Annotated in this window: 23 protein-coding genes and 1 tRNA gene; 9 read left to right on the forward strand and 15 right to left on the reverse strand. The window is 69.5% G+C overall.

Features of this window, described 5'->3' with window-relative positions:
* Positions 1–561: 561 nt before the first annotated feature.
* The 11 genes from ADK86_RS14950 to dnaA all read right to left on the reverse strand — a co-directional run bounded on the left by ADK86_RS14950 (position 562) and on the right by dnaA (position 15,754).
* The gene (locus tag ADK86_RS14950) at positions 562–1,932 is read right to left on the reverse strand and encodes a hypothetical protein (RefSeq protein WP_053697041.1); all 1,371 of its coding nucleotides are present in this window, start codon (positions 1,930–1,932) and stop codon (positions 562–564) included.
* A 273-nt stretch (positions 1,933–2,205) separates the two neighbouring features.
* Positions 2,206–2,340 carry a DLW-39 family protein gene (locus ADK86_RS40825; RefSeq protein WP_003958712.1) on the reverse strand — a complete coding sequence of 45 codons (135 nt, stop codon included), beginning with the start codon at positions 2,338–2,340 and terminating at the stop codon, positions 2,206–2,208.
* A 229-nt stretch (positions 2,341–2,569) separates the two neighbouring features.
* Positions 2,570–2,646 (reverse strand) — tRNA-Ile (locus tag ADK86_RS14955).
* A gap of 117 nt (positions 2,647–2,763) precedes the next feature.
* On the reverse strand, positions 2,764–3,483 hold the full coding sequence (locus ADK86_RS14960) for a DUF3566 domain-containing protein (protein WP_078952051.1): 720 nt from the start codon (positions 3,481–3,483) through the stop codon (positions 2,764–2,766).
* A 15-nt stretch (positions 3,484–3,498) separates the two neighbouring features.
* The gene (gene gyrA, locus ADK86_RS14965) at positions 3,499–6,123 is read right to left on the reverse strand and encodes a DNA gyrase subunit A (RefSeq protein WP_030598879.1); all 2,625 of its coding nucleotides are present in this window, start codon (positions 6,121–6,123) and stop codon (positions 3,499–3,501) included.
* Positions 6,124–6,194: 71 nt separating this feature from the next.
* A complete protein-coding gene (gyrB, locus tag ADK86_RS14970) occupies positions 6,195–8,249 on the reverse strand; it encodes a DNA topoisomerase (ATP-hydrolyzing) subunit B (RefSeq protein ID WP_053697042.1) in 2,055 nt (684 codons plus the stop codon).
* 262 nt (positions 8,250–8,511) lie between these two features.
* The gene (locus tag ADK86_RS14975) at positions 8,512–9,087 is read right to left on the reverse strand and encodes a DUF721 domain-containing protein (RefSeq protein WP_030648294.1); all 576 of its coding nucleotides are present in this window, start codon (positions 9,085–9,087) and stop codon (positions 8,512–8,514) included.
* A 19-nt stretch (positions 9,088–9,106) separates the two neighbouring features.
* On the reverse strand, positions 9,107–10,243 hold the full coding sequence (gene recF, locus ADK86_RS14980; RefSeq protein WP_053697043.1) for a DNA replication/repair protein RecF: 1,137 nt from the start codon (positions 10,241–10,243) through the stop codon (positions 9,107–9,109).
* A 54-nt stretch (positions 10,244–10,297) separates the two neighbouring features.
* Positions 10,298–11,179 (reverse strand): phosphogluconate dehydrogenase (NAD(+)-dependent, decarboxylating), encoded by an 882-nt coding sequence (gene gnd / locus ADK86_RS14985; RefSeq protein ID WP_003978861.1) that lies wholly within the window; start codon positions 11,177–11,179, stop codon positions 10,298–10,300.
* Between the two features lie 469 nt (positions 11,180–11,648).
* Positions 11,649–12,779, reverse strand: a complete 1,131-nt coding sequence (gene dnaN / locus ADK86_RS14990) for a DNA polymerase III subunit beta (RefSeq protein ID WP_003978862.1) — start codon at positions 12,777–12,779, stop codon at positions 11,649–11,651.
* 1,037 nt (positions 12,780–13,816) lie between these two features.
* Positions 13,817–15,754, reverse strand: a complete 1,938-nt coding sequence (dnaA, locus tag ADK86_RS14995) for a chromosomal replication initiator protein DnaA (protein WP_078952052.1) — start codon at positions 15,752–15,754, stop codon at positions 13,817–13,819.
* 358 nt (positions 15,755–16,112) lie between these two features.
* Here dnaA and rpmH point away from each other — a divergent pair, with 358 nt between their 5' ends.
* From rpmH to ADK86_RS15035, 9 genes are all read left to right on the forward strand, one after another.
* Complete coding sequence (rpmH, locus tag ADK86_RS15000) at positions 16,113–16,250, forward strand: 50S ribosomal protein L34 (RefSeq protein ID WP_003949374.1); 138 nt, start codon at positions 16,113–16,115, stop codon at positions 16,248–16,250.
* A 21-nt stretch (positions 16,251–16,271) separates the two neighbouring features.
* Complete coding sequence (rnpA, locus tag ADK86_RS15005) at positions 16,272–16,670, forward strand: ribonuclease P protein component (RefSeq protein ID WP_030598868.1); 399 nt, start codon at positions 16,272–16,274, stop codon at positions 16,668–16,670.
* Entirely contained in the window at positions 16,667–16,984 is a 318-nt protein-coding gene (gene yidD / locus ADK86_RS40835; protein WP_003978865.1) for a membrane protein insertion efficiency factor YidD, read from the forward strand. The genes rnpA and yidD overlap by 4 nt, the downstream gene beginning before the upstream one ends.
* Before the next feature lie 3 nt (positions 16,985–16,987).
* Positions 16,988–18,175 (forward strand): membrane protein insertase YidC, encoded by a 1,188-nt coding sequence (gene yidC / locus ADK86_RS15010; RefSeq protein ID WP_053697045.1) that lies wholly within the window; start codon positions 16,988–16,990, stop codon positions 18,173–18,175.
* A gap of 14 nt (positions 18,176–18,189) precedes the next feature.
* Positions 18,190–18,696, forward strand: coding sequence for a protein jag (locus ADK86_RS15015; RefSeq protein WP_003978867.1), 507 nt, complete (start codon positions 18,190–18,192; stop codon positions 18,694–18,696).
* A gap of 104 nt (positions 18,697–18,800) precedes the next feature.
* Positions 18,801–19,526 (forward strand): 16S rRNA (guanine(527)-N(7))-methyltransferase RsmG, encoded by a 726-nt coding sequence (rsmG, locus tag ADK86_RS15020; RefSeq protein ID WP_030598865.1) that lies wholly within the window; start codon positions 18,801–18,803, stop codon positions 19,524–19,526.
* Positions 19,527–19,781: 255 nt separating this feature from the next.
* Positions 19,782–20,858, forward strand: a complete 1,077-nt coding sequence (locus tag ADK86_RS15025) for an AAA family ATPase (protein ID WP_078952053.1) — start codon at positions 19,782–19,784, stop codon at positions 20,856–20,858.
* On the forward strand, positions 20,855–21,958 hold the full coding sequence (locus ADK86_RS15030) for a ParB/RepB/Spo0J family partition protein (protein ID WP_053697047.1): 1,104 nt from the start codon (positions 20,855–20,857) through the stop codon (positions 21,956–21,958). The genes ADK86_RS15025 and ADK86_RS15030 overlap by 4 nt, the downstream gene beginning before the upstream one ends.
* A gap of 312 nt (positions 21,959–22,270) precedes the next feature.
* Positions 22,271–22,888, forward strand: coding sequence for a GNAT family N-acetyltransferase (locus ADK86_RS15035; RefSeq protein ID WP_003978871.1), 618 nt, complete (start codon positions 22,271–22,273; stop codon positions 22,886–22,888).
* A gap of 73 nt (positions 22,889–22,961) precedes the next feature.
* On the opposite strand, the gene trxA is transcribed toward ADK86_RS15035, so the two are convergent.
* From trxA to sigM, 4 genes are all read right to left on the reverse strand, one after another.
* Positions 22,962–23,288, reverse strand: a complete 327-nt coding sequence (trxA, locus tag ADK86_RS15040) for a thioredoxin (protein ID WP_030017069.1) — start codon at positions 23,286–23,288, stop codon at positions 22,962–22,964.
* 42 nt (positions 23,289–23,330) lie between these two features.
* Entirely contained in the window at positions 23,331–24,305 is a 975-nt protein-coding gene (trxB, locus tag ADK86_RS15045; RefSeq protein WP_030373495.1) for a thioredoxin-disulfide reductase, read from the reverse strand.
* A gap of 117 nt (positions 24,306–24,422) precedes the next feature.
* The gene (locus ADK86_RS15050) at positions 24,423–25,358 is read right to left on the reverse strand and encodes an anti-sigma factor family protein (protein WP_053697048.1); all 936 of its coding nucleotides are present in this window, start codon (positions 25,356–25,358) and stop codon (positions 24,423–24,425) included.
* Positions 25,355–26,050, reverse strand: coding sequence for an RNA polymerase sigma factor SigM (gene sigM, locus ADK86_RS15055; protein ID WP_053697049.1), 696 nt, complete (start codon positions 26,048–26,050; stop codon positions 25,355–25,357). The genes ADK86_RS15050 and sigM overlap by 4 nt, the downstream gene beginning before the upstream one ends.
* Between the last annotated feature and the right edge of the window lie 187 nt (positions 26,051–26,237).

Here is a 26,237-nt window from a genome sequence, read left to right on the forward strand (position 1 = left end):
GTGCGGGGGCGGACCCTCGCGTAGGGGCGGATTCGGGTACGGATGCAGACCCGCCTTCAGGTACAGGGGCTGATACGGGCACGGGGGCTGGTACGGGCACGGGTACGGATGCGCCGGAAGAGACGCCTCCGGTTCCGGCCACCCCGGCGCGGACCGGCAACGTATCGCCGCCGCTTCCCTCCATACCGCCCTTCCCCTCGACGCCACCACCGCCCCCGACGAACACGTCCGACAGCGGCGACTTCCCTCTCGCGCCACCGTCCACGGTCCTGCCCGCGCCGCAACACCCCCCCCCGCAACACGCCACCGGCCAGGCACCGGTCCCACAGCCTCTCTCCCCGCACCAGCCGAACTCCCAGCCCACCCGCCCCTACACCCCCGACCAGCCGCAGCCCCTGCCGCCCGTCGGCCGTGCTCCGGCCCACCGGCACCGGGCCCTGCCGCAGCACCGGCCCGGACCGCCGCCGAAGGTCGCCGTACCGGTAATCGTCGTAGCGCTGCTGTGCATCGCTGTCGGCGTCTGGGCCTTGTCCGTCAGCTGATCCATCCGCCCCCTGCCCGTCAGGTGCGGCCATCTCTCCAGCGCGCCACCACCGCCCACACTCCCAACGCCAGCAGCAGCACCGTCCCTGTGCTGATCCCGCCGTACCCCACCAGCCGCAATGTCCCGTGCTGCCCCGCTTGTTGGACCGACATGCCGTCGTCGGCCGCCGCCCGTTCCCGAGGTGCTACGGAGAAGTCGGTGGCCTTCTCCCGGTAGTCGGGGCCTGATTGTGGGCGGCCCACAGGATCGACCCGCAAGGTGACCGGCGCTCCGTCCTCGAAGTACTTCGCGGCGTCCGGGTGCAGCGAAACGGCCAAGTAGTACGAGCCCGCAAAGCGCATCGCGCTGACGGGAGCGGCGGCGTTGTAGCGGTTCCCGTAGGCCACCGGGGCCGTGAAGAGCTTGTTGGCGGCCGGTTTCCCGTCGTACGGGACGAAGCGGGTGCCGCTGACCGGGCCGCGCGCCGGGTTGTAGACCCCGAGCCCCAACGCACTCGCCACAAGCCGTGATCCGGCCACCACACCCGGCCCGGGGCCCAAGCCCGACGCCGAACGTGGACCCGGCTCCCCACCGCTCCCCAGCAGCTTCGCCGCCCCCAACTCCACACTCACATTGAGCTGCTGCCCCCAGTCCACCGGCACCCGGTAGAACCGGGTCTCCCCGGGCTTGATGCGGTCCTGCCACACGCCCTTGCCGACCGGCGCGGCGTCGTTGAAGCCGGTGCCGCCCTCGGTGTCCTTCTTCGTGCCCCCGGTGAGCGGTACGGGGGCCGTGGTGGACCAGGTGCCGGGGCCGGGCGGGGCGGGCGGGGTGCCGGTGAGGCCGGGCTCGCGCTGGTGGCGGAGTTCGACGGGCCAGCGGCCGGCGCCCTCGGCGGACGGCTTGCCGACGCCGGTCCGCTTGACGACGAAGTAGTAGGTGCCCGCCCGTTGGCAGTTGGTGCGCGGGCCGTCGATGCGGCGGGTGGCGTAGTCGGCGATCGGGTACGCCATGCCGCGGCCATGGAAGGCCGTACTGCCCCCGGAGGAACAGGTGTTGCCGTCGGCGTCGCGGATGCTGACCTTCAGGCTGTCGGTGTGGTCCGCGACCTCGCTGCCGGACCGGGGCGCGGCCACCGCCGAGAGGTAGGCGCTGGACTTCGCGTCCAGGTGCACGGCGTAGAACTTCTCGTCGCCGCGGGCCAGGGAGTCGGTGTACGTCCCAGGGGCGAGCCGTGGGGCGCCGGGCGGGCTCTTGGTGCCCTGTACGGGCCGGGCGCCGGCCGCTGCCCTGTAGGCGGGCGGATCGCCCCGTAAACCTGCCGCCGGTGCCGCAGCCGCGGAACCCGTCAGCACGGGCACGGACAGCACAGCGGATATGGACACCAGCGCCGGCACCAGTACGGGCATCAATCCGGGCATCAGGACCGGTGCCGGCCTTCCGGCACGCCCGCCCCTGATCGTGCGCCCCCTCACCACGAGCCACCCCTCACCACATTTGCTTATGCAAGCTACTTATGTGCTATGGCAAACCCGTCGGCACGGCCGCGCCCCGCGTGACGTACGGCGCTCCCCGCACCGCACGCCCCCCGCCGCGCGCCGTCCCGCCCCCGGACGCACGAGACCCCGGTCACCGTCGCGCGGTGGCCGGGGTACGTACGTTGGATGACGAACTGCTGCGTCTCACACACCCGAACCTGCGGGCACGGAGTCGGTCGCCTCCGTCCACAGATCCTGCTCGGCGCGATCCGCCTGGATCTGGCGGTACACGAGGAGCCCGCCGATGGCGGCCAGTGCGACCAGGAGAAGCTTCTTCACCGCGCGACCTCGTCTTTCGTTGACGTAGGGGACCTCTGGGGGCCGATGATACACACCGGTCGATACCGTTCGGTGACCTAGGGCCGGACCGGTGCGCGGCGCCCGCCGGCCGCACCCGGGAGGCGCCGCACCACCACCGACCGGAACGAAACGTTCCGCAGCGCTCCGAGCCGCATGCGCGCCTGAAAGCCGAAGAGGCCCCACCGTCTCCGGTGGGACCTCTTCGCGCTGGTGGGGCTAACAGGACTTGAACCTGTGGCCTCTTCCTTATCAGGGAAGCGCTCTAACCGTCTGAGCTATAGCCCCGCGCTGCACCGAAAGATTAGCGCACTTCAGAGGCGTTCCCAAAATCGTGTCCCCGGAGCCCGGGGAACGCCCCCGGACGGGGCCGCGGCACGGCCCCCTCCGGAACACCCGCGGCCGTCACTCGTCCTCGGCGAGGGTCAGCTCCACGCCGCCCACGAACCCGGCCGAGATGTTGTAGATGAAGGAACCGAGCGTGGCCAGCGCCGTGGCGAGCACGACGTCGATCACCGCGATCACCGACGTGAACAGCAGCACCCGCGGCAGCGACAGGAACGTCTGGAGGTCGAAGCCGCCGCCGTCGCCCGAACCCGTCGCCTCGCTGATCGTGCCGCCGACGGTGGTGAACACCCCCATCGCGTCCATCACCATCCACAGCACCGCGACCGCCACGATCGTGCAGATGCCGAGCGCGATGGACAGCAGGAAGCTGACCTTCATCACCGACCACGGGTCGGCCCTGGCGACCCGCAGCCGTGCCTTGCGCGTACGCGGGGTCGTACGCGCGCCCGTACGCGGCACGCGCACCCCCTGCTGCGCCCCCGCGCCCTGGCCCGCACCCGAGCGGTACGCCTGGGGCGGCTGGTACGGCGCTCCGCCGCCCTGGGACCCGGACGCCTGCCCCTGTGCGGGCGGCTGCGGCTGGGACCCGGAGTGCGGCTTCTGTGGATACGGCTGACGCGTGTCGGTCACGGTTCCCCCCTGGTAGGAGTCCTCGGACGAGGAGCCGCCGGACGTGGCGGAGCCACGGGCGCTGTCCTCCGTCACGGTCGCGGGTCCCGGCCGGGAATTCTTCTTCTTTCCCGACCCACCCGCCGCAGCGCCCGTGGCTCCACTCACGACCTACTCCTCGCGTTACTCCGCCGAAGGCTCGCCGCCCTCGGCCACCGCGGACTCGGTACCCGCCGCCTCGTCGGCCGACTCGGGCTCGATGTCCCCGTCGACCTCTTCGGCCTCGCGACCGGCCTCGGCGTTACGGGCGATACCGACCACGGCATCGCGCTTGCCCAGGTTGATCAGTTGGACGCCCATGGTGTCACGGCCGGTCTCCCGGACCTCGCTGACCCGCGTACGGATCACACCACCGCTGAGCGTGATGGCCAGGATCTCGTCGGTCGCCTCGACCACCAGGGCGCCGACCAGCTCACCCCGGTCCTCCACGATCTTGGCGGCCTTGATACCGAGGCCACCGCGGCCCTGGACGCGGTACTCGTCCACCGAGGTGCGCTTGGCGTAGCCGCCGTCGGTGGCGGTGAAGACGAACGTACCGGCCCGCACCACATTCATCGAGAGCAGTTCATCGCCCTCGCGGAAGCTCATGCCCTTGACACCCGAGGTGGCACGTCCCATCGGACGCAGGGCTTCATCCGTGGCGGTGAACCGGATCGACTGCGCCTTCTTGCTGATGAGCAGCAGGTCGTCCTCGGCGGAGACCAGCTCGGCGCCGATCAGCTCGTCGTCCGCGCCCTCCTCCGTCTCCCGGAGGTTGATCGCGATGACACCGCCGGAGCGCGGCGAGTCGTAGTCCTTGAGCGGCGTCTTCTTCACCAGGCCGCCCTTGGTGGCGAGCACCAGGTAGGGCATGGCCTCGTAGTCGCGGATCGCCAGGATCTGCGCGATCTGCTCGTCCGGCTGGAAGGCCAGCAGGTTGGCGACGTGCTGGCCGCGCGCGTCCCGGCCGGCGTCCGGCAGCTCGTACGCCTTGGCCCGGTAGACCCGGCCCTTGTTGGTGAAGAACAGCAGCCAGTGGTGGGTGGTGGAGACGAAGAAGTGGTCGACGATGTCGTCTTCCTTCAGCTTCGTGCCCCGTACGCCCTTGCCGCCGCGCTTCTGCGACCGGTAATCGTCGGTCTTCGTCCGCTTCACATAGCCGCCACGGGTGATCGTGACGACGATGTCCTCCTCGGCGATCAGGTCCTCGACGGACATGTCGCCCTCGAAGGGCACCAGCTTCGAGCGCCGGTCGTCGCCGAACTTCTCGACGATCGCCGCCAGCTCCTCGCTGATGATCTGCCGCTGCTTCTCCGGCGAGGCGAGGATCGCGTTGTACTCGTTGATCTTCGCCTGCAGCTCGTCGTGCTCGGCGGTGATCTTCTGGCGCTCCAGGGCGGCCAGCCGGCGCAGCTGCATCTCCAGGATCGCGTTGGCCTGGATCTCGTCGATGCTCAGCAGGCCCATCAGGCCCTCGCGCGCCACCTCGACCGTATCGCTGCGCCGGATCAGCGCGATGACCTCGTCGATCGCGTCCAGCGCCTTGAGCAGACCACGCAGGATGTGGGCCCGCTCCTCGGCCTTGCGCAGCCGGAACTTGGTCCGCCGGACGATGACCTCGACCTGGTGGTTGACCCAGTTGCGGATGAACGCGTCCAGCGACAGGGTGCGCGGCACGCCGTCCACCAGCGCGAGCATGTTCGCGCCGAAGTTCGTCTGCAGGTCGGTGTGCTTGTACAGGTTGTTCAGCACGACCTTGGCGACGGCGTCCCGCTTGAGGACGATCACCAGCCGCTGGCCCGTACGCGAGGAGGTCTCGTCCCGTACGTCGGCGACGCCACCGATCTTGCCGTCCTTGACCAGGTCGGCGATCTTCTGCGCGAGGTTGTCCGGGTTGACCTGGTACGGCAGCTCCGTGACCACCAGGCACTGGCGGTTCTGGATCTCCTCGACCTCGACCACGGCGCGCATCGTGATCGAGCCGCGGCCGGTGCGGTACGCGTCCTCGATGCCCTTGCGGCCCACCACCAGAGCGCCGGTCGGAAAGTCCGGGCCCTTGATCCGCTCGATGAGGGCGTCCAGCAGCTCCTCGTTGGACGCCTCGGGGTTCTCCAGCGCCCACTGGGCACCGGCGGCGACCTCGCGCAGGTTGTGCGGCGGGATGTTGGTCGCCATGCCGACCGCGATGCCGGCGCTGCCGTTGATCAGCAGGTTCGGGAAGCGCGACGGCAGGACCGTCGGCTCCTGGTTGCGGCCGTCGTAGTTGTCCTGGAAATCGACGGTCTCCTCGTCGATGTCCCGCAGCATCTCCATGGAGAGCTGCTTCATCTTGCACTCGGTGTACCGCATGGCCGCGGCCGGGTCGTTTCCGGGCGAGCCGAAGTTGCCGTTGGAGTCCACCAGCGGCATCCGCATCGACCACGGCTGGGCCAGGCGGACCAGGGCGTCGTAGATGGAGGAGTCACCGTGCGGGTGGTACGTACCCATCACGTCGCCGACGACGCGGGCGCACTTGTAGAAGCCCTTCTCGGGGCGGTACCCGCCGTCGTACATCGCGTACAGGACACGGCGGTGCACCGGCTTGAGGCCGTCCCGCACGTCCGGCAGCGCGCGCGAGACGATGACGGACATCGCGTAGTCGAGGTAGGAGCGCTGCATCTCCGTCTCGAGCCCGACGGGCTCGACACGCATGCCCACGCCTTCGATGGCGGGGGCCGCGCCCTCGGCGGTCACGCCGTCCGGGGTCACAGGGGGGTTCTCGTCGGCCATTGCTGTTCAAAATCCTTTCGAGCTGCGGCTGCTGCGGTCCCCGCCGGCGGGCGGGGGAGGGCCGACAGGGCTCAGATGTCGAGGAAGCGGACGTCCTTGGCGTTGCGCTGGATGAAGGAGCGCCGGGCCTCGACGTCCTCACCCATCAGCACCGAGAACAGGTCGTCGGCGCGCGCCGCGTCGTCCAGCGAGACCTGGCCGAGCACCCGGCTGTCGACGTCCATCGTCGTCACCCGCAGTTCCTCGGCGTTCATCTCGCCCAGACCCTTGAAGCGCTGGACCGAGTCGTCCTTGATCCGCTTGCCGTTCTGCTTGCCGAGCTCGATCAGGGCGTTGCGCTCCCGGTCGGAGTAGGCGTACTCGTGGTCGTCCCGGCTCCACTTGATCTTGTAGAGCGGCGGGCGGGACAGGTAGACGTGCCCGGCCTCCACCAGCGGCCGCATGAAGCGGAAGAGGAAGGTGAGCAGCAGGGTGTTGATGTGCTGGCCGTCGACATCGGCGTCCGCCATCAGAATGATCTTGTGGTAGCGGAGCTTCTCGATGTCGAAGTCCTCGTGGACCCCGGTACCGAAGGCCGAGATCAGCGCCTGCACCTCGTTGTTGTGCAGGATCTTGTCGACCCGCGCCTTCTCCACGTTCAGGATCTTGCCGCGGATCGGCAGGATGGCCTGGTACTGCGGGTCGCGGCCGGACTTGGCCGAGCCGCCGGCGGAGTCACCCTCGACGATGAAGATCTCGCACTTGGTGGGGTCGTTGGACTGGCAGTCCGACAGCTTGCCGGGCAGCGACGCCGTCTCCAGCAGCCCCTTGCGGCGCGTCAGGTCCCGGGCCTTGCGGGCCGCCACCCGCGCGGTCGCGGCCTGCAGGCCCTTGCGGATGATGTCCGCGGCCTCGTTCGGGTTGCGGTCGAGCCAGTCCGCCAGGTGCTCGTGGACCACCTTCTGCACGAAGGTCTTGGCCTCGGTGTTGCCCAGCTTCGTCTTGGTCTGGCCCTCGAACTGCGGCTCGCCCAGCTTGACCGAGATGATCGCCGTCAGACCCTCGCGGATGTCCTCACCCGTGAGGTTGTCGTCCTTCTCCCGCAGCAGCTTCTTGTCCCGGGCGTAACGGTTGATCAGGCCCGTCATCGCCGAGCGGAAGCCCTCTTCGTGGGTGCCGCCCTCGTGGGTGTGGATGGTGTTGGCGAAGCTGTAGACACCCTCGGTGTACTGGGTGTTCCACTGCATCGCCACCTCGACCGAGAGCATCCGCTCCTTGTCCTCGGCCTCGATGTCGATCACCGTGGGGTGCACGACCTCGCCCTTGCGCGAGTTCAGGTACTTCACGAAGTCGACGATGCCGCCCTCGTAGTGGTACTTGACCGTGAGCGGCTTGCCCTCCTCGTCCACATGGGCCTCGCGCTCGTCGGTCAGCGCGATCGTCAGGCCCTTGTTGAGGAACGCCATCTCCTGGAAGCGGCGCGAGAGCGTCTCGAAGCTGTACTCGGTCGTCTCGAAGATGTCGCCGTCGGCCCAGAACGTGACCGTCGTGCCGGTCTCGTCGGTGGCCTCGTTACGGGCCAGCGGCGCCGTCGGCACACCGAGCTTGTAGTCCTGCGTCCAGCGGTAACCGTCCCGCTTGACCTCGACGGACACCTTCTGCGACAGCGCGTTGACGACGGAGACACCGACGCCGTGCAGACCACCGGAGACCGCGTAGCCGCCGCCGCCGAACTTGCCGCCCGCGTGCAGCACCGTCAGCACGACCTCGACGGCCGGCTTCTTCTCCGACGGCACGATGTCCACGGGGATGCCGCGGCCGTTGTCGACGACGCGCACGCCGCCGTCCGGCAGGATCGTCACGTCGATGGTGTCCGCGTGCCCGGCCAGCGCCTCGTCGACGGAGTTGTCGACGACCTCGTACACGAGGTGGTGCAGACCACGCTCGCCGGTCGAGCCGATGTACATACCAGGGCGCTTACGGACCGCGTCCAGGCCCTCAAGGACGGTGATCGCGCTGGCGTCGTACGACTTCTCTTCCGGAGAGTCGCCACTGGCGCCGGCAGGAACCCCCTCTTCAGTAGAAGCCGTGTTGTTCTCGTTGAGGTCGCCGGAGTCGGCCACGAAGCGCCCTTTCTGGCACAGCACGAGCCGCCTTCCATCAGAAGCAGGGCGGCTGCGTCGTTCGACATGTTCCGCGAGTGGGCGGGATTGCTACCAGTCTACCGGTAGCGCCGACACTAATGGGGGTTTGCGGGCGCCTGAGTCGTCATGTGCCGCCCTGAAGTGCCGTTGGCCGACTCCCCATATCTGCGACGGGCCCCCAGGACGCTCTAGAGGGCGTTCAGCGCTTCGGGCTGTCAACCTCCGGCTACGGTGAGCGGAGTCTCACCCGCCCCACCCGTACACCTCAGCCGTACGTGTCACCCGGGCCCTTGCTCCCGGGCGCCCGCAGCGGCCCGTACCGCCGCGCCGGTCCGCCCGGCCCGAACACCTTGATCAGCTTCACCGTGCCCTGGCCCAGATCCTGGTTCAGCCGGGCCACCAGCTGCGGCGCCAGCAGCCGCAGCTGCGTCGCCCACACCGTCGAGTCGCACTGCACCGTCAGCACGCGCGCCTCCTCGTCGTACCGCTGCGGCTCGCAGTGCTGCGCCACCTCCGGGCCGACCAGCTGCGGCCAGCGCCCCATGACGCCGCCGACCGCGGCCGGGGTCTCCCAGCCGCGCTCCGTGATGAGCCGGTTGATCGCCGCACTCAGCGGCAGCGGATCGCGCCCGTCGGCGCGCGCGCCGGACCGCAGGCCGCCGCGGCGCGCCTGCTTCTTCTGCTGCGCGGCGGCGCCCCGCGCCCGCGCCTGCTCCTTGGCGGCGACCAGCGCCTGCCGGGCCAGATCGATCCCGGACAGCTCCGGGGGCTTGGGCTGGTCGGCGCCGGGCGGCCGCTCCGAGGGCTCCTCGGAGGGACGGTCCGGATGCTCGCCGTTCATCACCTGCTCCGTCGCCCGCTCACGGCGTGACCTTCTCCGCCACGCCCTCCGACACCGCGAACCGCGCCCCGGACAGCACGCCCGGCACGTCGTCGTCCACCGCCGCGGTCACCAGCACCTGCTCGCCGGGCGCCACCAGCTCCGCCAGCCGCTCCCGCCGCCGGCTGTCCAGCTCCGCGAACACGTCGTCGAGCACCAGCACCGGCTCGTTGCCCTCACCGCGCAGCAGGTCGTACGAGGCCAGGCGCAGCGCGAGCGCGTACGACCAGGACTCGCCGTGGCTCGCGTACCCCTTGGCGGGCAGCTGGCCCAGCTTGAGCAGCAGGTCGTCGCGGTGCGGACCGACCAGGGTCACCCCGCGCTCGATCTCGTTCTTGCGGGCGGCGCCGAGCGACTCGACCAGCAGCCCGTACAGTTCCTCGCGCGTCGAGGCGCCACCCAGACCCTCGCCCGCCGAGCCGCGGTACTCCATCGACAGCGGGCCGCCGCCCGGCGCCAGCTGCTCGTACGCCTTGTCGGCCAGCGGCTGGAGCGTGGCGATCAGGTCGAGCCGCTGCGCCAGCAGCTCAGCTCCGACCCGCGCCAGGTGCTGGTCCCACACGTCGAGCGTCGACAGGTCCATCTGCCGACCGCCGTGCCGTCTGGCCAGCGCCGCGCTCTTCAGGAGCGTGTTGCGCTGCTTGAGCACCCGGTCGTAGTCCGAGCGCACACCCGCCATCCGCGGCGAGCGGGCGGTGATCAGCTCGTCCAGGAAGCGGCGGCGCTCCCCCGGATCGCCCTTGACCAGCGCCAAGTCCTCCGGCGCGAACAGCACCGTCCGTACGATCCCCAGCACGTCACGCGGTTTGACCTGCGACGATCTATTGATACGGGCCCGGTTGGCCTTGCCGGGGTTCAGCTCCAGCTCCACCAGCTGCTGCCGCTCGCCCTGGACGACCGCGGCCCGCACGATGGCCCGCTCGGCGCCCATGCGCACCAGCGGGGCGTCCGAGGAGACCCGGTGGCTGCCGAGGGTGGCCAGATAGCCCACCGCCTCGACGAGGTTGGTCTTCCCCTGCCCGTTGGGGCCCACGAACGCGGTGACGCCCGGGTCGAGCGGGACCTCGACCCGGGCGTACGAGCGGAAGTCGGCCAGCGAGAGATGCGATACATGCATGTGGCGCGCCGACCTCCCCCGGCTACCGGACTTCTCTACCGGACTGTTTGGTTCTTACTTCTTCACGTTTTCGACCGCGTGGCCGCCGAACTGGTTCCGCAGCGCCGCGATCATCTTCATCTGCGGCGAGTCCTCCTGGCGCGAGGCGAAGCGCGCGAAGAGCGACGCCGTGATCGCGGGCAGCGGTACGGCGTTGTCGATCGCGGCCTCGACGGTCCAGCGGCCCTCGCCGGAGTCGGCGGCGTAGCCCCGCAGCTTCTCCAGGTGCTCGTCGTCGTCCAGCGCGTTGACCGCCAGGTCCAGCAGCCAGGAACGGATGACCGTGCCCTGCTGCCAGGAGCGGAAGACCTCGCGCACATCGGTGACCGAGTCGACCGCCTCCAGCAGCTCCCAGCCCTCGGCGTAAGCCTGCATCATGGCGTACTCGATGCCGTTGTGGACCATCTTCGCGAAGTGGCCCGCGCCGACCTTGCCGGCGTGCACCGAGCCGTACTCGCCCTCCGGCTTGAGCGCGTCGAAGATCGGCTGCACCTTGGCGACGTCCTCCGAGGAGCCGCCGTACATCAGCGCGTAGCCGTTCTCCAGACCCCAGACGCCGCCCGAGACGCCGCAGTCGACGAAGCCGATGCCCTTGGCGCGCAGCTCCTCGGCGTGCTTCTCGTCGTCGGTCCAGCGGGAGTTGCCGCCGTCGACCACCACATCGCCGGGGGACAGCAGCTCGCCCAGCTCGTCGATGGTGGACTGGGTGGCGGCGCCGGCGGGCACCATGACCCACACCACACGCGGCCCCTTGAGACCGTCCACCAGCTCCTTGAGGCTGTGGACGTCAGCCAGGTCCGGATTGCGGTCGTATCCGATGACGGTGTGGCCTGCGCGGCGGATGCGCTCGCGCATGTTGCCGCCCATCTTGCCGAGACCGACGAGACCGAGCTCCATCAGTACCCCTTACGTTGCGTTACGGCACATCCCCGACCTACGCGTCGAGTTTACGCGCGAAGCCACGACGCGGCGGCGCGGCCCCCACAGCTGTGGACAACCAGCGGCGCGTGACCCGCGCCGGGCCCGGGACGTGCGGGTTTTCGTTGCTGGCCGCGTTCTTCCCGGATTACGGGGCGGCGCGGGAGCCGACTGCCGACGGCATCTGATCGCGGCGGAAACGTCTCAGGCATGCCTGCCCGGGCCCGGCTGTAGCGCCCGGGCCTGACAGACGCACCAGCTGCTCCGTCGCGCCCCGTAACCACTCGTACCGGCCTGCTCGCCCGTACGAGTGCCCACGCGCCGGTCCGGTACGTACGGCAAACAGCTCCGCCCCCGACACGAGCCGACGGCGCGCGCCAGGGGCGGGAAGCTTCCGGGAGACTGCCGGCGGCGGGAACCGCGGGCAGCCGTCCACAGCCTGTGGGGATCAGCCGGACAGACGCACCGGCATGATCAGGTACTTGTACGCGTCGTCCGCCTCGGCGTCCTTGGCCGGGCGGCCGCTCAGCAGCGCCGGCTTCGTGGAGGTCGTGAAGGACAGCTGGGCCACCGGGGAGTCGATCGCCGACAGGCCCTCCAGGAGGAAGCCCGGGTTGAAGGCGATGGAAATGTCGTCGCCCTCCAGGTCCGCGTCCACCCGCTCCACAGCCTGTGCGTCGTCGCTGGAGCCGGCCTCCAGGACCAGCACACCCTGCTCGAAGCTCAGGCGCACCGGGGTGTTCCGCTCGGCGACCAGCGCCACACGCTTGACGGCCTCGACGAACGGGGCGGTCTCGATCACGGCGACCGAGTTGAACTCGGTGGGGAAGAGCGTGCGGTACTTGGGGAGGTCGCCCTCCAGCAGCCGCGTGGTCGTACGGCGGCCCGCGCCCTCGAAACCGATCAGGCCCTCACCGGCGCCCGAGCCGGACAGCGCCAGGGTGACGCTGTCGCCGCTGCTGAGGGACTTGGCGGTGTCCAGCAGCGTCTTGGCGGGCACCAGCGCCACCGCGGAGGCGTCCGGGCTCTCCGGCTTCCACAGGAACTCGCGCACGGCGAAGCGGTAGCGGTCGGTGGAGGCCAGGGTGACGGTGTCGCCCTCGATCTCGATGCGCACACCGGTGAGCACCGGGAGGGTGTCGTCACGGCCGGCGGCGATGGCGACCTGGGCGGCGGCAGCGGCGAAGACCTCACCGGGCACGGTGCCGGTGGCGGTCGGCATCTGCGGCAGGGCCGGGTACTCCTCCACAGGAAGCGTGTGGAGGGTGAAGCGCGAGGAGCCGCAGACGACGGTGACCCGTACACCGTCGGTGGAAATCTCCACCGGGCGGTTGGGGAGCGCGCGGCAGATGTCGGCCAGCAGGCGGCCGGAGACCAGGACGGTCCCCTCTTCCTCCGTCTCCGCTTCCACGGACACGCGCGCGGAGACCTCGTAGTCGAAGCCGGAGAGGCTCAGGCTGCCCTCCTCCGCCTTCAGCAGCAGGCCCGCGAGGACGGGCACCGGCGGACGGGCCGGGAGGCTCTTGGCCGCCCAGGCCACTGCCTCCGCGAGTACATCGCGCTCCACCCGGATCTTCACCGGAAACCGCCTCCTGCTGTTGCTGGCTTACGCCCTGCTGGCCTTCTTCGTCGGCTGGGTCGCCGGAGACCAGTCTGACGTACGTCACCGACAGCCGTTGCTGCTCGGGGTCAAGTCGGGTCGAGACGCGTCGGACGACCGATCCCCAAGTTGTGCACAGCACCCGATTCGAAACGAGTTCACCGGTAGCTATCTGTGGTCGTAGTAGTAGGGCCTGTGGAAACCGTGGACAACTGAATCTGTGCAGGTCAACGCGGTTTCTTTGTCCACCGGACCTGTGGGCGGCAGCCGTGGACAACCGGCCTCATCTGTGGACCGGCGTCCTTCATACACACCCGATGCACAGGGGACCCCTACTTCTCCCCAGTCCTGTCCCCAGCTTTACCCAGGTTCCCCACAGCCCAATCCGGCACCTTGGTGTGATGCCTTTCACTCGCCCCGGTGAGCCCGGGTGTCACCTTGCCGAACAGTGGACAGGGGTGTGGAGAACTTGGGGACAAGGGCGGCGCACCTGTGGGCGGCCCGTGGACAACGCGACCCGCCCGCTGTGGAACGATCTTCTGTCCACACCCTGTGGATGAGTGTTAGCCACAAATCCACACGGCGCTGACCTGGGCAGATACTTCCGCAGCCAGCCCTCCTGTGGACTTCACAGGGATAACTTCCCAGTCCCCAGCGTGTGGACGGAAGATTCTTGGCCAATCTGTGGAGCACGGCCGTGACCTGACACGGAATCGAACAGAGGCGGGGCCTTCCACAGGGTTGGGATGGTGGTGGGCGGGGGCGCGGCGTGGTCTGCGGCCGGTCGGAGCGCCGCTCGGGGACGGTTTTGAGGGGGCTTCGGGGCGGTCGTACGGCGGCTGTGGGCGCCTCTGCGCGCGGTCGGCGCCCCTCGTACGGCGAGAACTCCTCCGTACGGCGCCGGCTCCCCGCACCCACGGGCGAGCGGCCCGCCGTACGAACAACGAAGGGCGCCCCGGGAGTGCGTACGTCCCGGGGCGCCCTCGAAGCTCCGGCGGCCCCTCGTCGGGGCCGCGTCAGCCGTTCTTGATGCGGTTGGTCAACTCCGTCACCTGGTTGTAGATGGAGCGCCGTTCGGCCATCAGCGCCCGGATCTTGCGGTCCGCGTGCATCACCGTCGTGTGGTCGCGCCCGCCGAACTGCGCGCCGATCTTCGGCAGCGACAGGTCCGTCAGCTCACGGCACAGGTACATCGCGATCTGCCGGGCCGTCACCAGGACGCGACTGCGCGAGGATCCGCACAGATCGTCCACGGTCAGCCCGAAGTAGTCGGCGGTCGCGGCCATGATGGCGGTCGCGGTGATCTCGGGCGCCGCGTCCTCGCCCCCGGGGATCAGGTCCTTCAGGACGATCTCCGTCAGGCCCAGGTCCACGGGCTGGCGGTTGAGGGACGCGAAGGCGGTGACGCGGATCAGCGCCCCCTCCAGCTCGCGGATGTTGCGCGAGATCCGCGAGGCGATGAACTCCAGTACCTCGGGCGGCGCGTTGAGCTGCTCCTGCACGGCCTTCTTGCGCAGGATCGCGATCCGGGTCTCCAGCTCGGGCGGCTGGACGTCGGTGATCAGACCCCACTCGAAGCGGTTGCGCAGCCGGTCCTCCAGGGTCACCAGTTGCTTGGGCGGCCGGTCCGAGGACAGCACGATCTGCTTGTTCGCGTTGTGCAGCGTGTTGAACGTGTGGAAGAACTCCTCCTGCGTCGACTCCTTGCTGGCCAGGAACTGGATGTCGTCGACGAGCAGGATGTCCATGTCGCGGTAGCGCTTGCGGAACGCGTCCGCCTTGCCGTCGCGGATGGAGTTGATGAACTCGTTGGTGAACTCCTCCGAGCTGACGTACCGCACCCGGGTGCCCGGGTAGAGGCTGCGCGCATAGTGCCCGATGGCGTGCAGCAGGTGCGTCTTGCCGAGGCCGGACTCGCCGTAGATGAACAGCGGGTTGTACGCCTTGGCCGGCGCCTCGGCCACGGCCACCGCGGCGGCGTGCGCGAAGCGGTTCGAAGCGCCGATGACGAAGGTGTCGAAGAGGTACTTCGGGTTCAGGCGCGCGGTCGGCTCGCCGGGCCCGGTCGCGGGTGCGGGCTGCGCGGCGAGCGGGCCGGGGGCGCCGCTGGGCGCTGTCATCCCGCCCGGTCCGGGGTTCTGGATGTGCGCCGGCGGCTGGTGCTCGGCCAGGTCACGACGCTGCGGCGGCTGCTGGTCGTACGGGGAGTGGCCCTCGGAGTGCTGGTGCTGCGGCGCGCCGCCGTGCTCGGGCGCCGACGAACGGTAGTCACCCTGTGACCGCTGGGAGTGCTGCTGCTGTACGTGTGCGGGGGGCGGCGTGGCGTAAGGGTCGCGCTCGGGGAAACCGCCGAGCCGCTGCTGCTGCCACCCGTAGTCCTCACGGGGGCCGGGGCCGCCCTGGCCGCCCATCCCGGAGTGCTGCTGCGGCCAGGCGCCGGGATCGTGCCGGGGCTGCTGGTGCTGCTGCTGGTATTCCGGATACGCGGGGCGCACGTGCGGCAGGTCGTCGTCCTGGTGCCCGTAGCTCTGCCGGTTGTCGTAGCCGTCGCTCTGCCGGCCGTCGTAGCCGCCGTACGCGTCGTGCTGCTGCCCCGGCTGCTGCTGGGACTGGTGCCGCTGCTGCTGTACAGGGGACGGCGGCGGGGCCGAGGGCATCGGCTGCTGGGGCTGCGGCTCCTCGGCGGAGTCGTCGACGGTGATCGCGATCCGGATCGGGCGGCCGCACTGGTGGCTCAGCGCCTCACCGATGAGCGGCGCGAGCCGGCCCTCCAGCACGCCCTTGGCGAACTCGTTGGGCACCGCCAGCAGGGCCGTGTCGGCCACCAGCGCCAACGGCTGGGTCCGCTTCAGCCAGTCCTGGTCCTTCGGCTTGAGGCTGTCGCTCTCCGCCCGCAGGAGGTGATCAAGTACGCGTGGCCACACTGCGGCAAGATCGGCAGGTACGTCAGCCACAGAGCACGCTCTCTCACAGGTCCCACGAATGTGTGATTCTCAGGACGGGCGGGAAGGAATCGGAGTTGACCCACGGTAGTCAGGGCGACCGTGGTGATTCAAGTTGTTGTCCACAGGCTGTGCACAGTGTGTCCCGACCGAGGGCCGGTTTGACCGGATGACGCCGCCGCGCGTACCGTAACCAGGTCGAGTTGTCGATGGCTGCTGCCGCCTGCCTCCGATGGGCAAAGATCGCGCTCTAGTGATCGAAGTAGCGGTGCACTCGGGCGTTGCGAGCTACTCGTGGGCGCACGGTGACAGCCAGTCGACGCCCCACACCTGTCTCCCCGGAGACACCAAGCATCTCTGGAGCCCCCGAGTGAGCAAGCGCACCTTCCAGCCGAACAACCGCCGTCGCGCGAAGACCCACGGCTTCCGCCTGCGTATGCGCACCCGTGCCGGCCGCGCGATCCTCGCGTCCCGCCGTGGCAAGGGTCGCGCCCGCCTGTCGGCCTGAGCCCTGAGCTAGGTCCATGACGTGCTGCCTACCGAGCATCGGCTGAGGCGGCGCGAGGACTTTGCGACCGCGGTACGCCGGGGACGCAGGGCCGGGCGCCCGCTCCTCGTCGTCCACCTACGCAGCGGTGCAACGGACCCGCACGCAGCGGGGGAGAGCCCTCCCCCGGCGCGTGCGGGTTTCGTCGTGAGCAAGGCCGTCGGCGGTGCCGTCGTCCGCAACCAGGTCAAGCGGCGGCTGCGCCACCTGGTGCGCGACCGGCTGGACCGGCTGCCCGCCGGTAGCCTGGTTGTCGTACGGGCGCTGCCCGGTGCGGGTGATGCGGGTCACGACCAGCTGGCCCGCGACCTGGACACCGCGCTGCAGCGGCTGCTGGGTGGAGATCCCCCAACCGAAGGTCAGGGGAGGGTGCCGCGATGAAGTACCCGCTGCTGCTGCTGATCAAGCTGTATCAGTGGACCATCAGCCCCTTGCTGGGGCCGGTCTGCCGGTACTACCCGTCGTGCTCCCACTATGGCTATACGGCCATCGACCGGCACGGCGCCGTGAAAGGGACCGCGCTGACGGCTTGGCGCATCCTGCGTTGCAACCCGTGGTCGCCAGGTGGCGTCGACCACGTACCACCCCGGAAGCGTCCGGTCTGGCATCGGCGGCTGAGAAGCCGCCTGGGCGGGTCCACCGTCCCTGAGCCTGCCGCACAGCCTGAGACTCAGCCCACCGCCCAAGGAGCCTGATTCGTGGACACGATCCTCAGTCCTCTCTATTACGCAGTTTCCTGGATCATCGTCCAGTTCCACTCGTTCTACAGCCTCATCTTCGACGAGAACAGTGGCGCGGCGTGGGGTCTGTCCATCGTCTCGCTGGTGGTACTGATCCGTATCTGCCTGATCCCGCTCTTCGTGAAGCAGATCAAGTCGACGCGGAACATGCAGGCGCTCCAGCCGAAGATGAAGGCGATCCAGGAGCGCTACAAGAGCGACAAGCAGCGTCAGTCCGAAGAGATGATGAAGCTGTACAAGGAGACGGGCACCAACCCGCTCTCCAGTTGCCTGCCGATCCTGGCGCAGTCGCCCTTCTTCATCTCGCTGTACCAGGTCCTCAGCCACATCGCGAACAACCAGACGGTCGGCGTCATCAACCAGTCGCTGCTGGAGAGCGCCCAGAAGGCGCACATCTTCGGTGCCCCGCTGGCCGCGAAGTTCCTGGACACGCCGGAGAAGATCCAGTCGCTGGGCGCCTCGGTCACCGACGTGCGCGTGGTTACCGTCATCATGATCGTGCTGATGTCGGCCTCGCAGTTCTACACGCAGCGCCAGCTGATGACCAAGAACGTCGACCTGACGGTCAAGACGCCGTTCATGCAGCAGCAGAAGATGCTGATGTACGTCTTCCCGGTCATGTTCGCCGTCTTCGGTATCGGCTTCCCCGGCTTCCCCGTCGGTGTCCTCCTGTACTGGCTGACCACCAACGTGTGGACCATGGGCCAGCAGATGTTCGTCATCCGCCGCAACCCGACCCCGGGCAGCAAGGCGTTCCAGGAGCGCCAGGAGCGGCTGCGGGCCAAGGGCAAGCTCAAGGAGGACCCGGCCGAGGTCGAGGCCAGGAAGGCCGCCGAGGAGGCGCGCCAGAACCGGCAGCAGCCCAAGCGGCAGAGCAAGTCCCAGCGCCAGACCCAGCCCACCACCGGCAAGCAGGCCGGCGGCAGGCCGGCGGGTGGCGGCCAGCAGCCCCGGCGTACCCGCGCGGGGGCCGGCTCCAGCGCTTCCGGTGCCTCCGACGCGGACGCTTCGAAGAAGCAGTCCCTGGAGAAGAAGGCACCGCAGGACAGCAAGCCGAAGGGCGGTTCCTCCGCCTCCGGCTCCCGTAACGCCAAGTCCGGACAGCGCAAGGGCCAGCAGCGGCCCAAGCACCCGTCCAAGAAGTAAGAAGGAGTCCTTCCGTGACGGACACGACCCCGGCCGCCGAGGGCACCGACACCCTGACCCGCCTGGAGCAGGAGGGTGAGATCGCGGCCGATTACCTTGAGGGCCTGCTGGACATCGCCGACCTCGACGGCGACATCGACATGGACGTCGAGGCCGACCGCGCCGCCGTGTCGATCATCAGCGACTCGACCAGCCGCGACCTGCAGAAGCTGGTCGGCCGGGACGGCGAGGTGCTGGAGGCGCTGCAGGAGCTGACCCGTCTCGCGGTGCACCGCGAGACCGGTGACCGCAGCCGTCTGATGCTGGACATCGCGGGCTTCCGGGCCCGCAAGCGCGAGGAGCTCGCGGAGCTGGGCGCGAAGGCGGCGGAGGAGGCCAAGGGCACCGGTGAGCCGGTCAAGCTGAAGCCGATGACGCCCTTCGAGCGCAAGGTCGTGCACGACGCCGTCGCGGCGGCCGGGCTGCGCAGCGAGTCCGAGGGCGAGGAGCCCCAGCGCTGTGTGGTGGTTCTCCCGGCCTGACGGCCCGAGCCCCGAACAGCCCTTGATCTATCCGGCCCCGTCTGTACTCGCAGGCGGGGCCATGTCTTGTCAGCCTGATAACAGTCCAGAGGAAGGCGGTTCCCGTGACGGACGCAGCAGCGGAGCTCCCACCGGCGCCGGATGTGGCGCGCGAGGTGTTCGGTGAGCGGTTCCCGGAGGCCGTGCGCTACGGGGAACTGCTCGCCGACGCGGGCGTACGCAGAGGACTGATCGGACCGCGTGAAGTGCCGCGACTGTGGGAGCGGCACCTGCTGAACTGCGCGGTGCTCTCCGAGGTGGTGCCCGAGGGCGTCACCGTATGCGACGTGGGCTCGGGTGCGGGACTGCCGGGCATTCCGCTGGCCCTGGTGCGCCCGGACCTGAAGATCACGCTGCTGGAGCCGCTGCTGCGCCGGACGAACTTCCTCCTGGAGGTCGTCGAGCTGCTGGGGCTGGACCACGTGACGGTGGTACGCGGCCGCGCCGAGGAGGTCATGGGCAAGCTTCCGCAGGTCCATGTGGTGACCGCGCGAGCCGTGGCGCCGCTCGACCGGCTGGCGGGATGGGGCGTCCCGCTGCTGCGCCCGTACGGCGAGATGCTCGCGCTCAAGGGCGACACCGCCGAGGAGGAGCTGAAGGGCGCCCGCGCCGCACTGGGCAAGCTCGGTGTCGTGGAAACCTCGGTGGTCCAGGTCGGTGAGGGGATCGTGGACCCGATGTCGACCGTGGTGCGGGTGGAGGTCGGCGAGAGCCCGGGCGGTGTGCGCTTCGCGGCCAAGCGCGCCAAGGCGGCCCGGCCCAGCCGGGCGTCGAGGGGGCGGCGGCGCTGAGCGAGTCCCGGGGGTACGACGGATAGCCCGGGGAAACTAACAAAACGACATAAAGCGGAGTGTCGCGTACAAAACGGACGCGGCGCTGTCATCGTGTTTCACGTGAAACGTCGTTCTCTGCTGCATGGAATCATCAGCCGTGGTCGCGCAGCTGCCGAGCCGCGTAACCGCAGACCCACACAGGTCACGGAAGTATCCACAGAAGCGGGTTCATCCACAGGAGAGCGGACCTCACTGGTTCACGACACCGAAAGCATGGCAGGCTCTGAGCACTGCGAGCCTGATGTCGAGGAGAGTGAATCCTTGCGGTCCGACGCCAACATCGCGGGACCGATGACCGATCCGGTCCCCGGTCCCCGTAGCGAGTCGCTCGGGGATGACGTTTCACGTGAAACGCCGTCCCCGATGGACGACACCCCGATCGGTCGTGCAGCTCAGCTGGCGGTACAGACGCTTGGCCGAACGGGAGAACCACTGCCCCGGCCCGAGGAAACCCGGGTCATGGTGGTCGCCAACCAGAAGGGCGGGGTCGGCAAGACCACCACCACGGTCAACCTCGCCGCCTCCCTTGCCTTGCACGGCGCCCGCGTCCTGGTCATCGACCTCGACCCGCAGGGCAACGCCTCCACGGCCCTCGGCATCGACCACCACGCCGAAGTCCCATCGATCTACGACGTACTGGTGGAGAGCAAGCCGCTGTCCGACGTCGTGGTGCCCGTACCCGACGTGGAGGGCCTGTTCTGTGCGCCCGCCACGATCGACCTGGCCGGCGCCGAGATCGAACTGGTCTCGCTGGTGGCCCGTGAAAGCCGGCTGGACCGGGCCATCAAGGCGTACGAACAGCCGCTGGACTACATCCTCATCGACTGCCCGCCCTCGCTCGGCCTGCTGACCGTCAATGCCCTGGTGGCCGGTGCCGAGGTGCTGATCCCCATCCAGTGCGAGTACTACGCGCTGGAAGGGCTCGGCCAGCTGCTGCGCAACGTCGACCTGGTGCGCGGGCACCTCAACCCCAAGCTCCATGTGTCGACGATCCTGCTCACCATGTACGACGGCCGGACCCGGCTGGCCTCCCAGGTCGCGGACGAGGTGCGCAACCACTTCGGCAATGAGGTGCTGCGCACCAGCATCCCCCGCTCGGTACGCATCTCCGAGGCGCCCAGCTACGGACAGACGGTCCTCACCTACGACCCGGGCTCCAGCGGCTCGCTCTCCTACCTGGAGGCGGCCCGGGAGATCGCCCTGCGCGGGGTGGCCGGGACCGGCACCGGGATGCAGGGCCTCAACGTGAACTACGAACCACAGCACAGCATGTCGGAGGGGAACCAGTGAGCCAACGACGGAACAGGGGACTAGGCCGTGGGCTCGGTGCGCTGATCCCCGCGGCACCGCAAGCCGCGGACAACGCCGCTCCCGCGGTGAGCCGGGGCACGACATCGCCGTCCGCGGTGCCGGTCCTGACAGCGGACCGGGGCGTGGCGGCGGCGAAGGTCACCTCGATCGCGGCGAAGGCCGTTTCACGTGAAACGGATGAGCCGCAGGAGGAGGAAGCCACCACGGACGGGGCGCAGGAGGTCGCCGGCGCGCACTTCGCCGAACTGCCCCTCGACGCGATCACGCCCAACCCGCGGCAGCCACGTGAGGTCTTCGACGAGGACGCCCTCGCCGAACTGGTCACCTCCATCCAGGAAGTCGGCCTCCTCCAGCCGGTGGTCGTCCGGCAGACCGGACCCCAGCGGTACGAGCTCATCATGGGCGAGCGCCGCTGGCGGGCCTGCCGCGAGGCCGGCCTGGAGAAGATCCCGGCCATTGTCCGCGCGACCGACGACGAGAAGCTGCTGCTGGATGCGCTGCTGGAGAACCTCCACCGGGCACAGCTCAACCCTCTCGAAGAAGCCGCCGCCTACGACCAGCTGCTGCGCGACTTCAAGTGCACCCACGACGAGCTGGCCGACCGCATCGGCCGGTCGCGTCCGCAGGTATCCAACACTCTGCGGCTGCTGAAGCTCTCGCCGTCCGTACAGCGTCGGGTCGCCGCCGGGGTGCTCTCCGCGGGGCACGCCCGCGCCCTGCTCTCCGTGGAGGACGCGGAGGAGCAGGACCGGCTGGCGCACCGCATCGTGGCCGAGGGGCTGTCGGTGCGCGCGGTCGAGGAGATCGTGACGCTCATGGGCGCCAAGCCCGCCGGCGGTTCCAAGGCGAAGAAGCCGCGGGCCGGCACCCGGGTGTCCCCCGCCCTGAGCGACCTCGCCTCCCGGCTCTCCGACCGCTTCGAGACCCGGGTGAAGGTCGACCTGGGACAGAAGAAAGGCAAGATCGTCGTCGAGTTCGCCTCGATAGACGACCTGGAGCGCATCCTCGGCACCCTCGCCCCCGGTGAGGGTCGGGTGCTCGACAAGAGCCTCGACGAGGAGAACGGCGACGAGGACTGACTGACCCGAGCCGTCCGGCCCCCGAGGGCGGGCCGTGTTCCGAGCGGATTGCGGAACACGGCCCGCCCTTTGCTGTGTGGCGGTACCCGCGTACGCGGACCGTGGATACGATGCGATCGGGTATGGCGCACATCCACGGGGAAACCCCCACAACGAGGAGTAAGCCATGCGAACGGTGAGCCGCACCGGACTGGTGGCAGCGGGCTTCGGCCTCGGAGCAGTCGGCGGTTTCGTCGGTGGCCTGCTCACGGAGCGGGAGCTGCGGACGGCATCGCGCGGTGCGGCGGGCGAGGGAAGTGAGGACCTGTCTTCATGGGCCGTCGGCTCGTACCGCTCACGCTGGACAACCTTCCGGATCTCCCCAAGCGCTGCCGCTCGTGCGTCTTCTGGGAGCTGGACCCCGTCAGCGGGGAAGCCGCGGTAAGAGCGGGCCGCCCCGAGCTGGAGAAGGAGGCATGGATCTCGGCCGTCCTCCTCGAATGGGGCTCCTGCGGACGCGTCGTCTATGTCGACGACGTCCCGGTCGGCTTCGTGCTGTACGCCCCTCCCGCGTACGTGCCGCGCTCCACGGCCTTCCCCACGAGCCCCGTCTCCCCCGACGCCGTACAGCTCCTGACGGGCTGGCTGACGCCCGGCTACCAGGGGCAGGGCCTGGGCCGCGTGATGGTGCAGACGGTGGCGAAGGACCTGATCCGCCGCGGCTTCAAGGCGCTTGAGGCGTTCGGCGATGCCCGGTGGGAGGAGCCCGCGTGCGTGCTCCCCGCCGACCACCTCCTGGCCGTCGGCTTCAAGACGGTACGACCGCACCCCCGCTTCCCGCGCCTGCGACTGGAGCTGCGCACCACGATCTCCTGGAAGGAAGACGTGGAACTGGCCCTCGACCGCCTCTTGGGCGCGGTGCAGAAGGAGCCCGCCCTGCGCCCGCTGTGAGGGCCACCCGCACCACGCGAACGGGCCCGACCCCCGAAGGGGTGGGCCCGTTCGCGTGGCACGCGGGATGCGGTCAGGCGAGGAAGTCGCCCAGCTCGCGCTCCAGCATGGCCTTCGGCTTGGCGCCGACGATGGTCTTCACGACCTCGCCGCCCTGGTAGACGTTCATCGTCGGGATCGACATGACGCCGTACTTGGCGGTGGTGGTCGGGTTCTCGTCGGTGTTCAGCTTGGCGATGACGATCTCGTCGTGCTCGGCGGCGATGGCCTCCAGCGACGGGGCGATCTGGCGGCACGGGCCGCACCAGGTGGCCCAGAAGTCGACGAGAACGGGCTTGTCGCTCTTGAGGACGACCTCTTCGAAGTTGGCGTCCGTCACGGTCACCGTGGCACCGGCCATGGCAATCTCCTTACTGGGTGGGGTTGGGGCGTCGGGGCGGGGTCAGGCGGAAGCGGTCTTCTCCGGCTCCGGCACGTCGTCGCTGTCCGAGAGGGCGGCGAGGTGCCGCTCGGCGTCCAGGGCCGCGGAGCACCCGGTGCCGGCCGCGGTGATCGCCTGCCGGTAGGTGTGGTCCACGACGTCGCCGGCGGCGAAGACGCCCGTGAGGTTCGTCCGGGTGCTGGGGGACTCCACCTGGAGGTACCCCTCGTCGTCCAGCTCCAGCTGGCCCTTGAACAGCTCGGTGCGCGGGTCGTGGCCGATCGCGATGAACAGGCCGGTCACCGGGAGCTCCGAGGTCTCGCCGGACTTCAGGTTGCGCAGCGTCAGGCCGGAGAGCTTGTTCTCGCCGTGGATCTCGGCGACCTCGCTGTCCCAGACGAAGCTGATCTTCGGGTCGGCGAAGGCCCGCTCCTGCATCGCCTTGCTCGCGCGCAGCGTGTCACGGCGGTGGATGATCGTGACCGACTTGGCGAAGCGGGAGAGGAAGGTGGCCTCCTCCATCGCGGTGTCGCCGCCGCCGACCACGGCGATGTCCTGGTCCTTGAAGAAGAACCCGTCGCAGGTGGCGCACCAGGAGACACCGCGGCCGGACAGCTCGTCCTCGCGGGGCAGGCCCAGCTTGCGGTGCTGCGAGCCGGTGGTGACGATCACGGCCTTGGCGCGGTGCACGGTGCCGGCGGTGTCGGTGACGGTCTTGATCTCCCCGGTCAGGTCGACCGCGACCACGTCGTCCGGCACCAGCTCGGCGCCGAAGCGCTCGGCCTGGGCGCGCATGTTGTCCATCAGGTCGGGGCCCATGATGCCGTCGCGGAACCCGGGGAAGTTCTCCACCTCGGTGGTGTTCATCAGCGCGCCACCGGCGGTGACGGCGCCCTCGAAAACCAGCGGCTTCAGGGAGGCACGGGCGGTGTAGAGCGCGGCGGTGTAGCCCGCGGGCCCGGAGCCGATGATGATCACGTTGCGGACGTCGCTCACGGGTGTCTTCCTTGTCTCTGCCGACTGCTTGCTGGGGCTCTCGGTGAACTCTCACCCCACCCAACGGATCCTACGGGGCAGGCATTCCCGTGGTGCCCCGGCGCCCTCGCCGTCGGCTCAGTCTCGCCGGTACGAGTGGGTCAGCAGCACCTTCCCCGGTGCCGGCGGGGACGCGGAGACGCAGGAGGACGCGATGACATAGGCGGAGACGCGGCTGGGATCGGTGGGGTGCGGCAGAACGACAAGGTACGCGTCCTGGCCTTCGTAAGAGCTGCGGGTGGAGGCCAAGGGGGCCTCGGTCCGTCCGGTGCCCCGCTGGACGCAGGAGGGCACGGTGTCCGTCGCGCCGCGCAGCGCGGAATCGGGGGAACTCTGCGTGCCGACGTCCGGAGTCTTCTTGCCGCCCGAGGTGGTGAGGAGGTCGTGGACGCGTGTCTCCAGGGTGGCGGACGTCAGGACAGAGGCGGCACCGGCGCCCTGCTTCGCCGTTTCGGCGTGCTGCTTCTGTGCATCGCCCTGCCCGCCGCCGGACCCGATGTTCTGGATGATGACTCCGCCCACACTGAGGACCGCCGCGGCGGCAGCGGCGCCGAGCAGCGCCCTCGGCCAGCGACGGTTCCGGGAGCGGGCTCCAGGCGCCTGGCGGCCCGGACCGGTAGCGGCCCGGGGGTGTCCGGACGGCCGGGTGACAGGCCCGGAAGGAGACGCGGCCGGTGCTGTTTCGGTTTCACGTGAAACGGCGGCGACCGTAACCTCGGGCGTTTCACGTGAAACAACGGAGTCCTGGTCCGGTGCGGTCGAGTCGAGTAGCGCCTCGGCCGCCAGCGCCGCATCGATGCGTTCCGCCACATCGGTCGGCATACGAGCCGGCCCGGGGAGCGTACCGAGCAGTCCCCGGATCTCCTCCAGGGAGGCGAGTACGTCCTCGCACAGCTCACAGCACGCCAGGTGATCGCGTAGATCAGCGGTGCGGGACGGTGACAGCAGACCGTCCGTGAGCGCGGAGATCTCGGAGACCTCCGGGTGCTCGTCCGTGTCGGTCGTCGAAGTCACGAGCGCCCACCTCCGCCCTTCACGGCATCTGTGTCCTTCGGTCCTGCCGCCTCTGGGACGGATGTCCCCTGCGCCCGGTTCCTTCCCCGGCTGACGGGTCTGCTATCCCCTTCTTCCGAACGCAGATGGGTGAGCATCGGCAGCAAGCGTGCCCGGCCCCGCGCACAGCGGCTTTTCACCGTCCCGGTGGGCACGTCGAGGATCGCGGCCGCCTCGGCCACCGGGTATCCCTGCATGTCAACGAGGACCAGGGCAGCACGTTGTTCCTCGGGCAGCGTGCGCAGCGCACGGAGCAGCTCCCGGTGCAGATCCTGCCGCTCGGCCGGTACGGCGGCGGACTCGTGCGGCTCCAGCAGCTGCTCCAGCTGCTCCGTCTCGGCTACCGGGGACGTACGCCGGGAGGCCGCCTTGCGGGCCCGGTCCAGACAGGCGTTGACCGTGATGCGGTGCAGCCAGGTCGTGACGGCCGACTGGCCGCGGAAGGTGTGGGCGGCGCGGTAGGCGGAGACGAGCGCGTCCTGGACGGCGTCCGCGGCCTCTTCCCGGTCGCCGAGGGTACGGAGGGCCACCGCCCAGAGCCGGTCGCGGTGTCGCCGGACCAGCTCGCCGAAGGCGTCGGGGTCGCCGGCCACGTGGCGTGCGAGGAGGTCTCCATCGCTCGCCACGTCAGAGCCGCCTGTCTCAGGCCCCACAGGTCCCCCTGCTCGCGCGGTCAGCGGATATGTGGCTCCATTGAAGCCCGCCACGCTGCGAAAGTAAACGTCGGTGAGGTGTTGCACCGCGTTACCGGCCAGGTGCGCAGCCGGTGGTTCACATGTTGCGGTGTGCTGTCACTTCGGTGCTGTAAAAGGGCACTCATCGGCTGACTTGCTGAGGTCT

It is taken from the genome of Streptomyces sp. NRRL F-5755 (assembly GCF_001279365.1).
Taxonomy (GTDB): Bacteria; Actinomycetota; Actinomycetes; order Streptomycetales; family Streptomycetaceae; genus Streptomyces; species Streptomyces rimosus.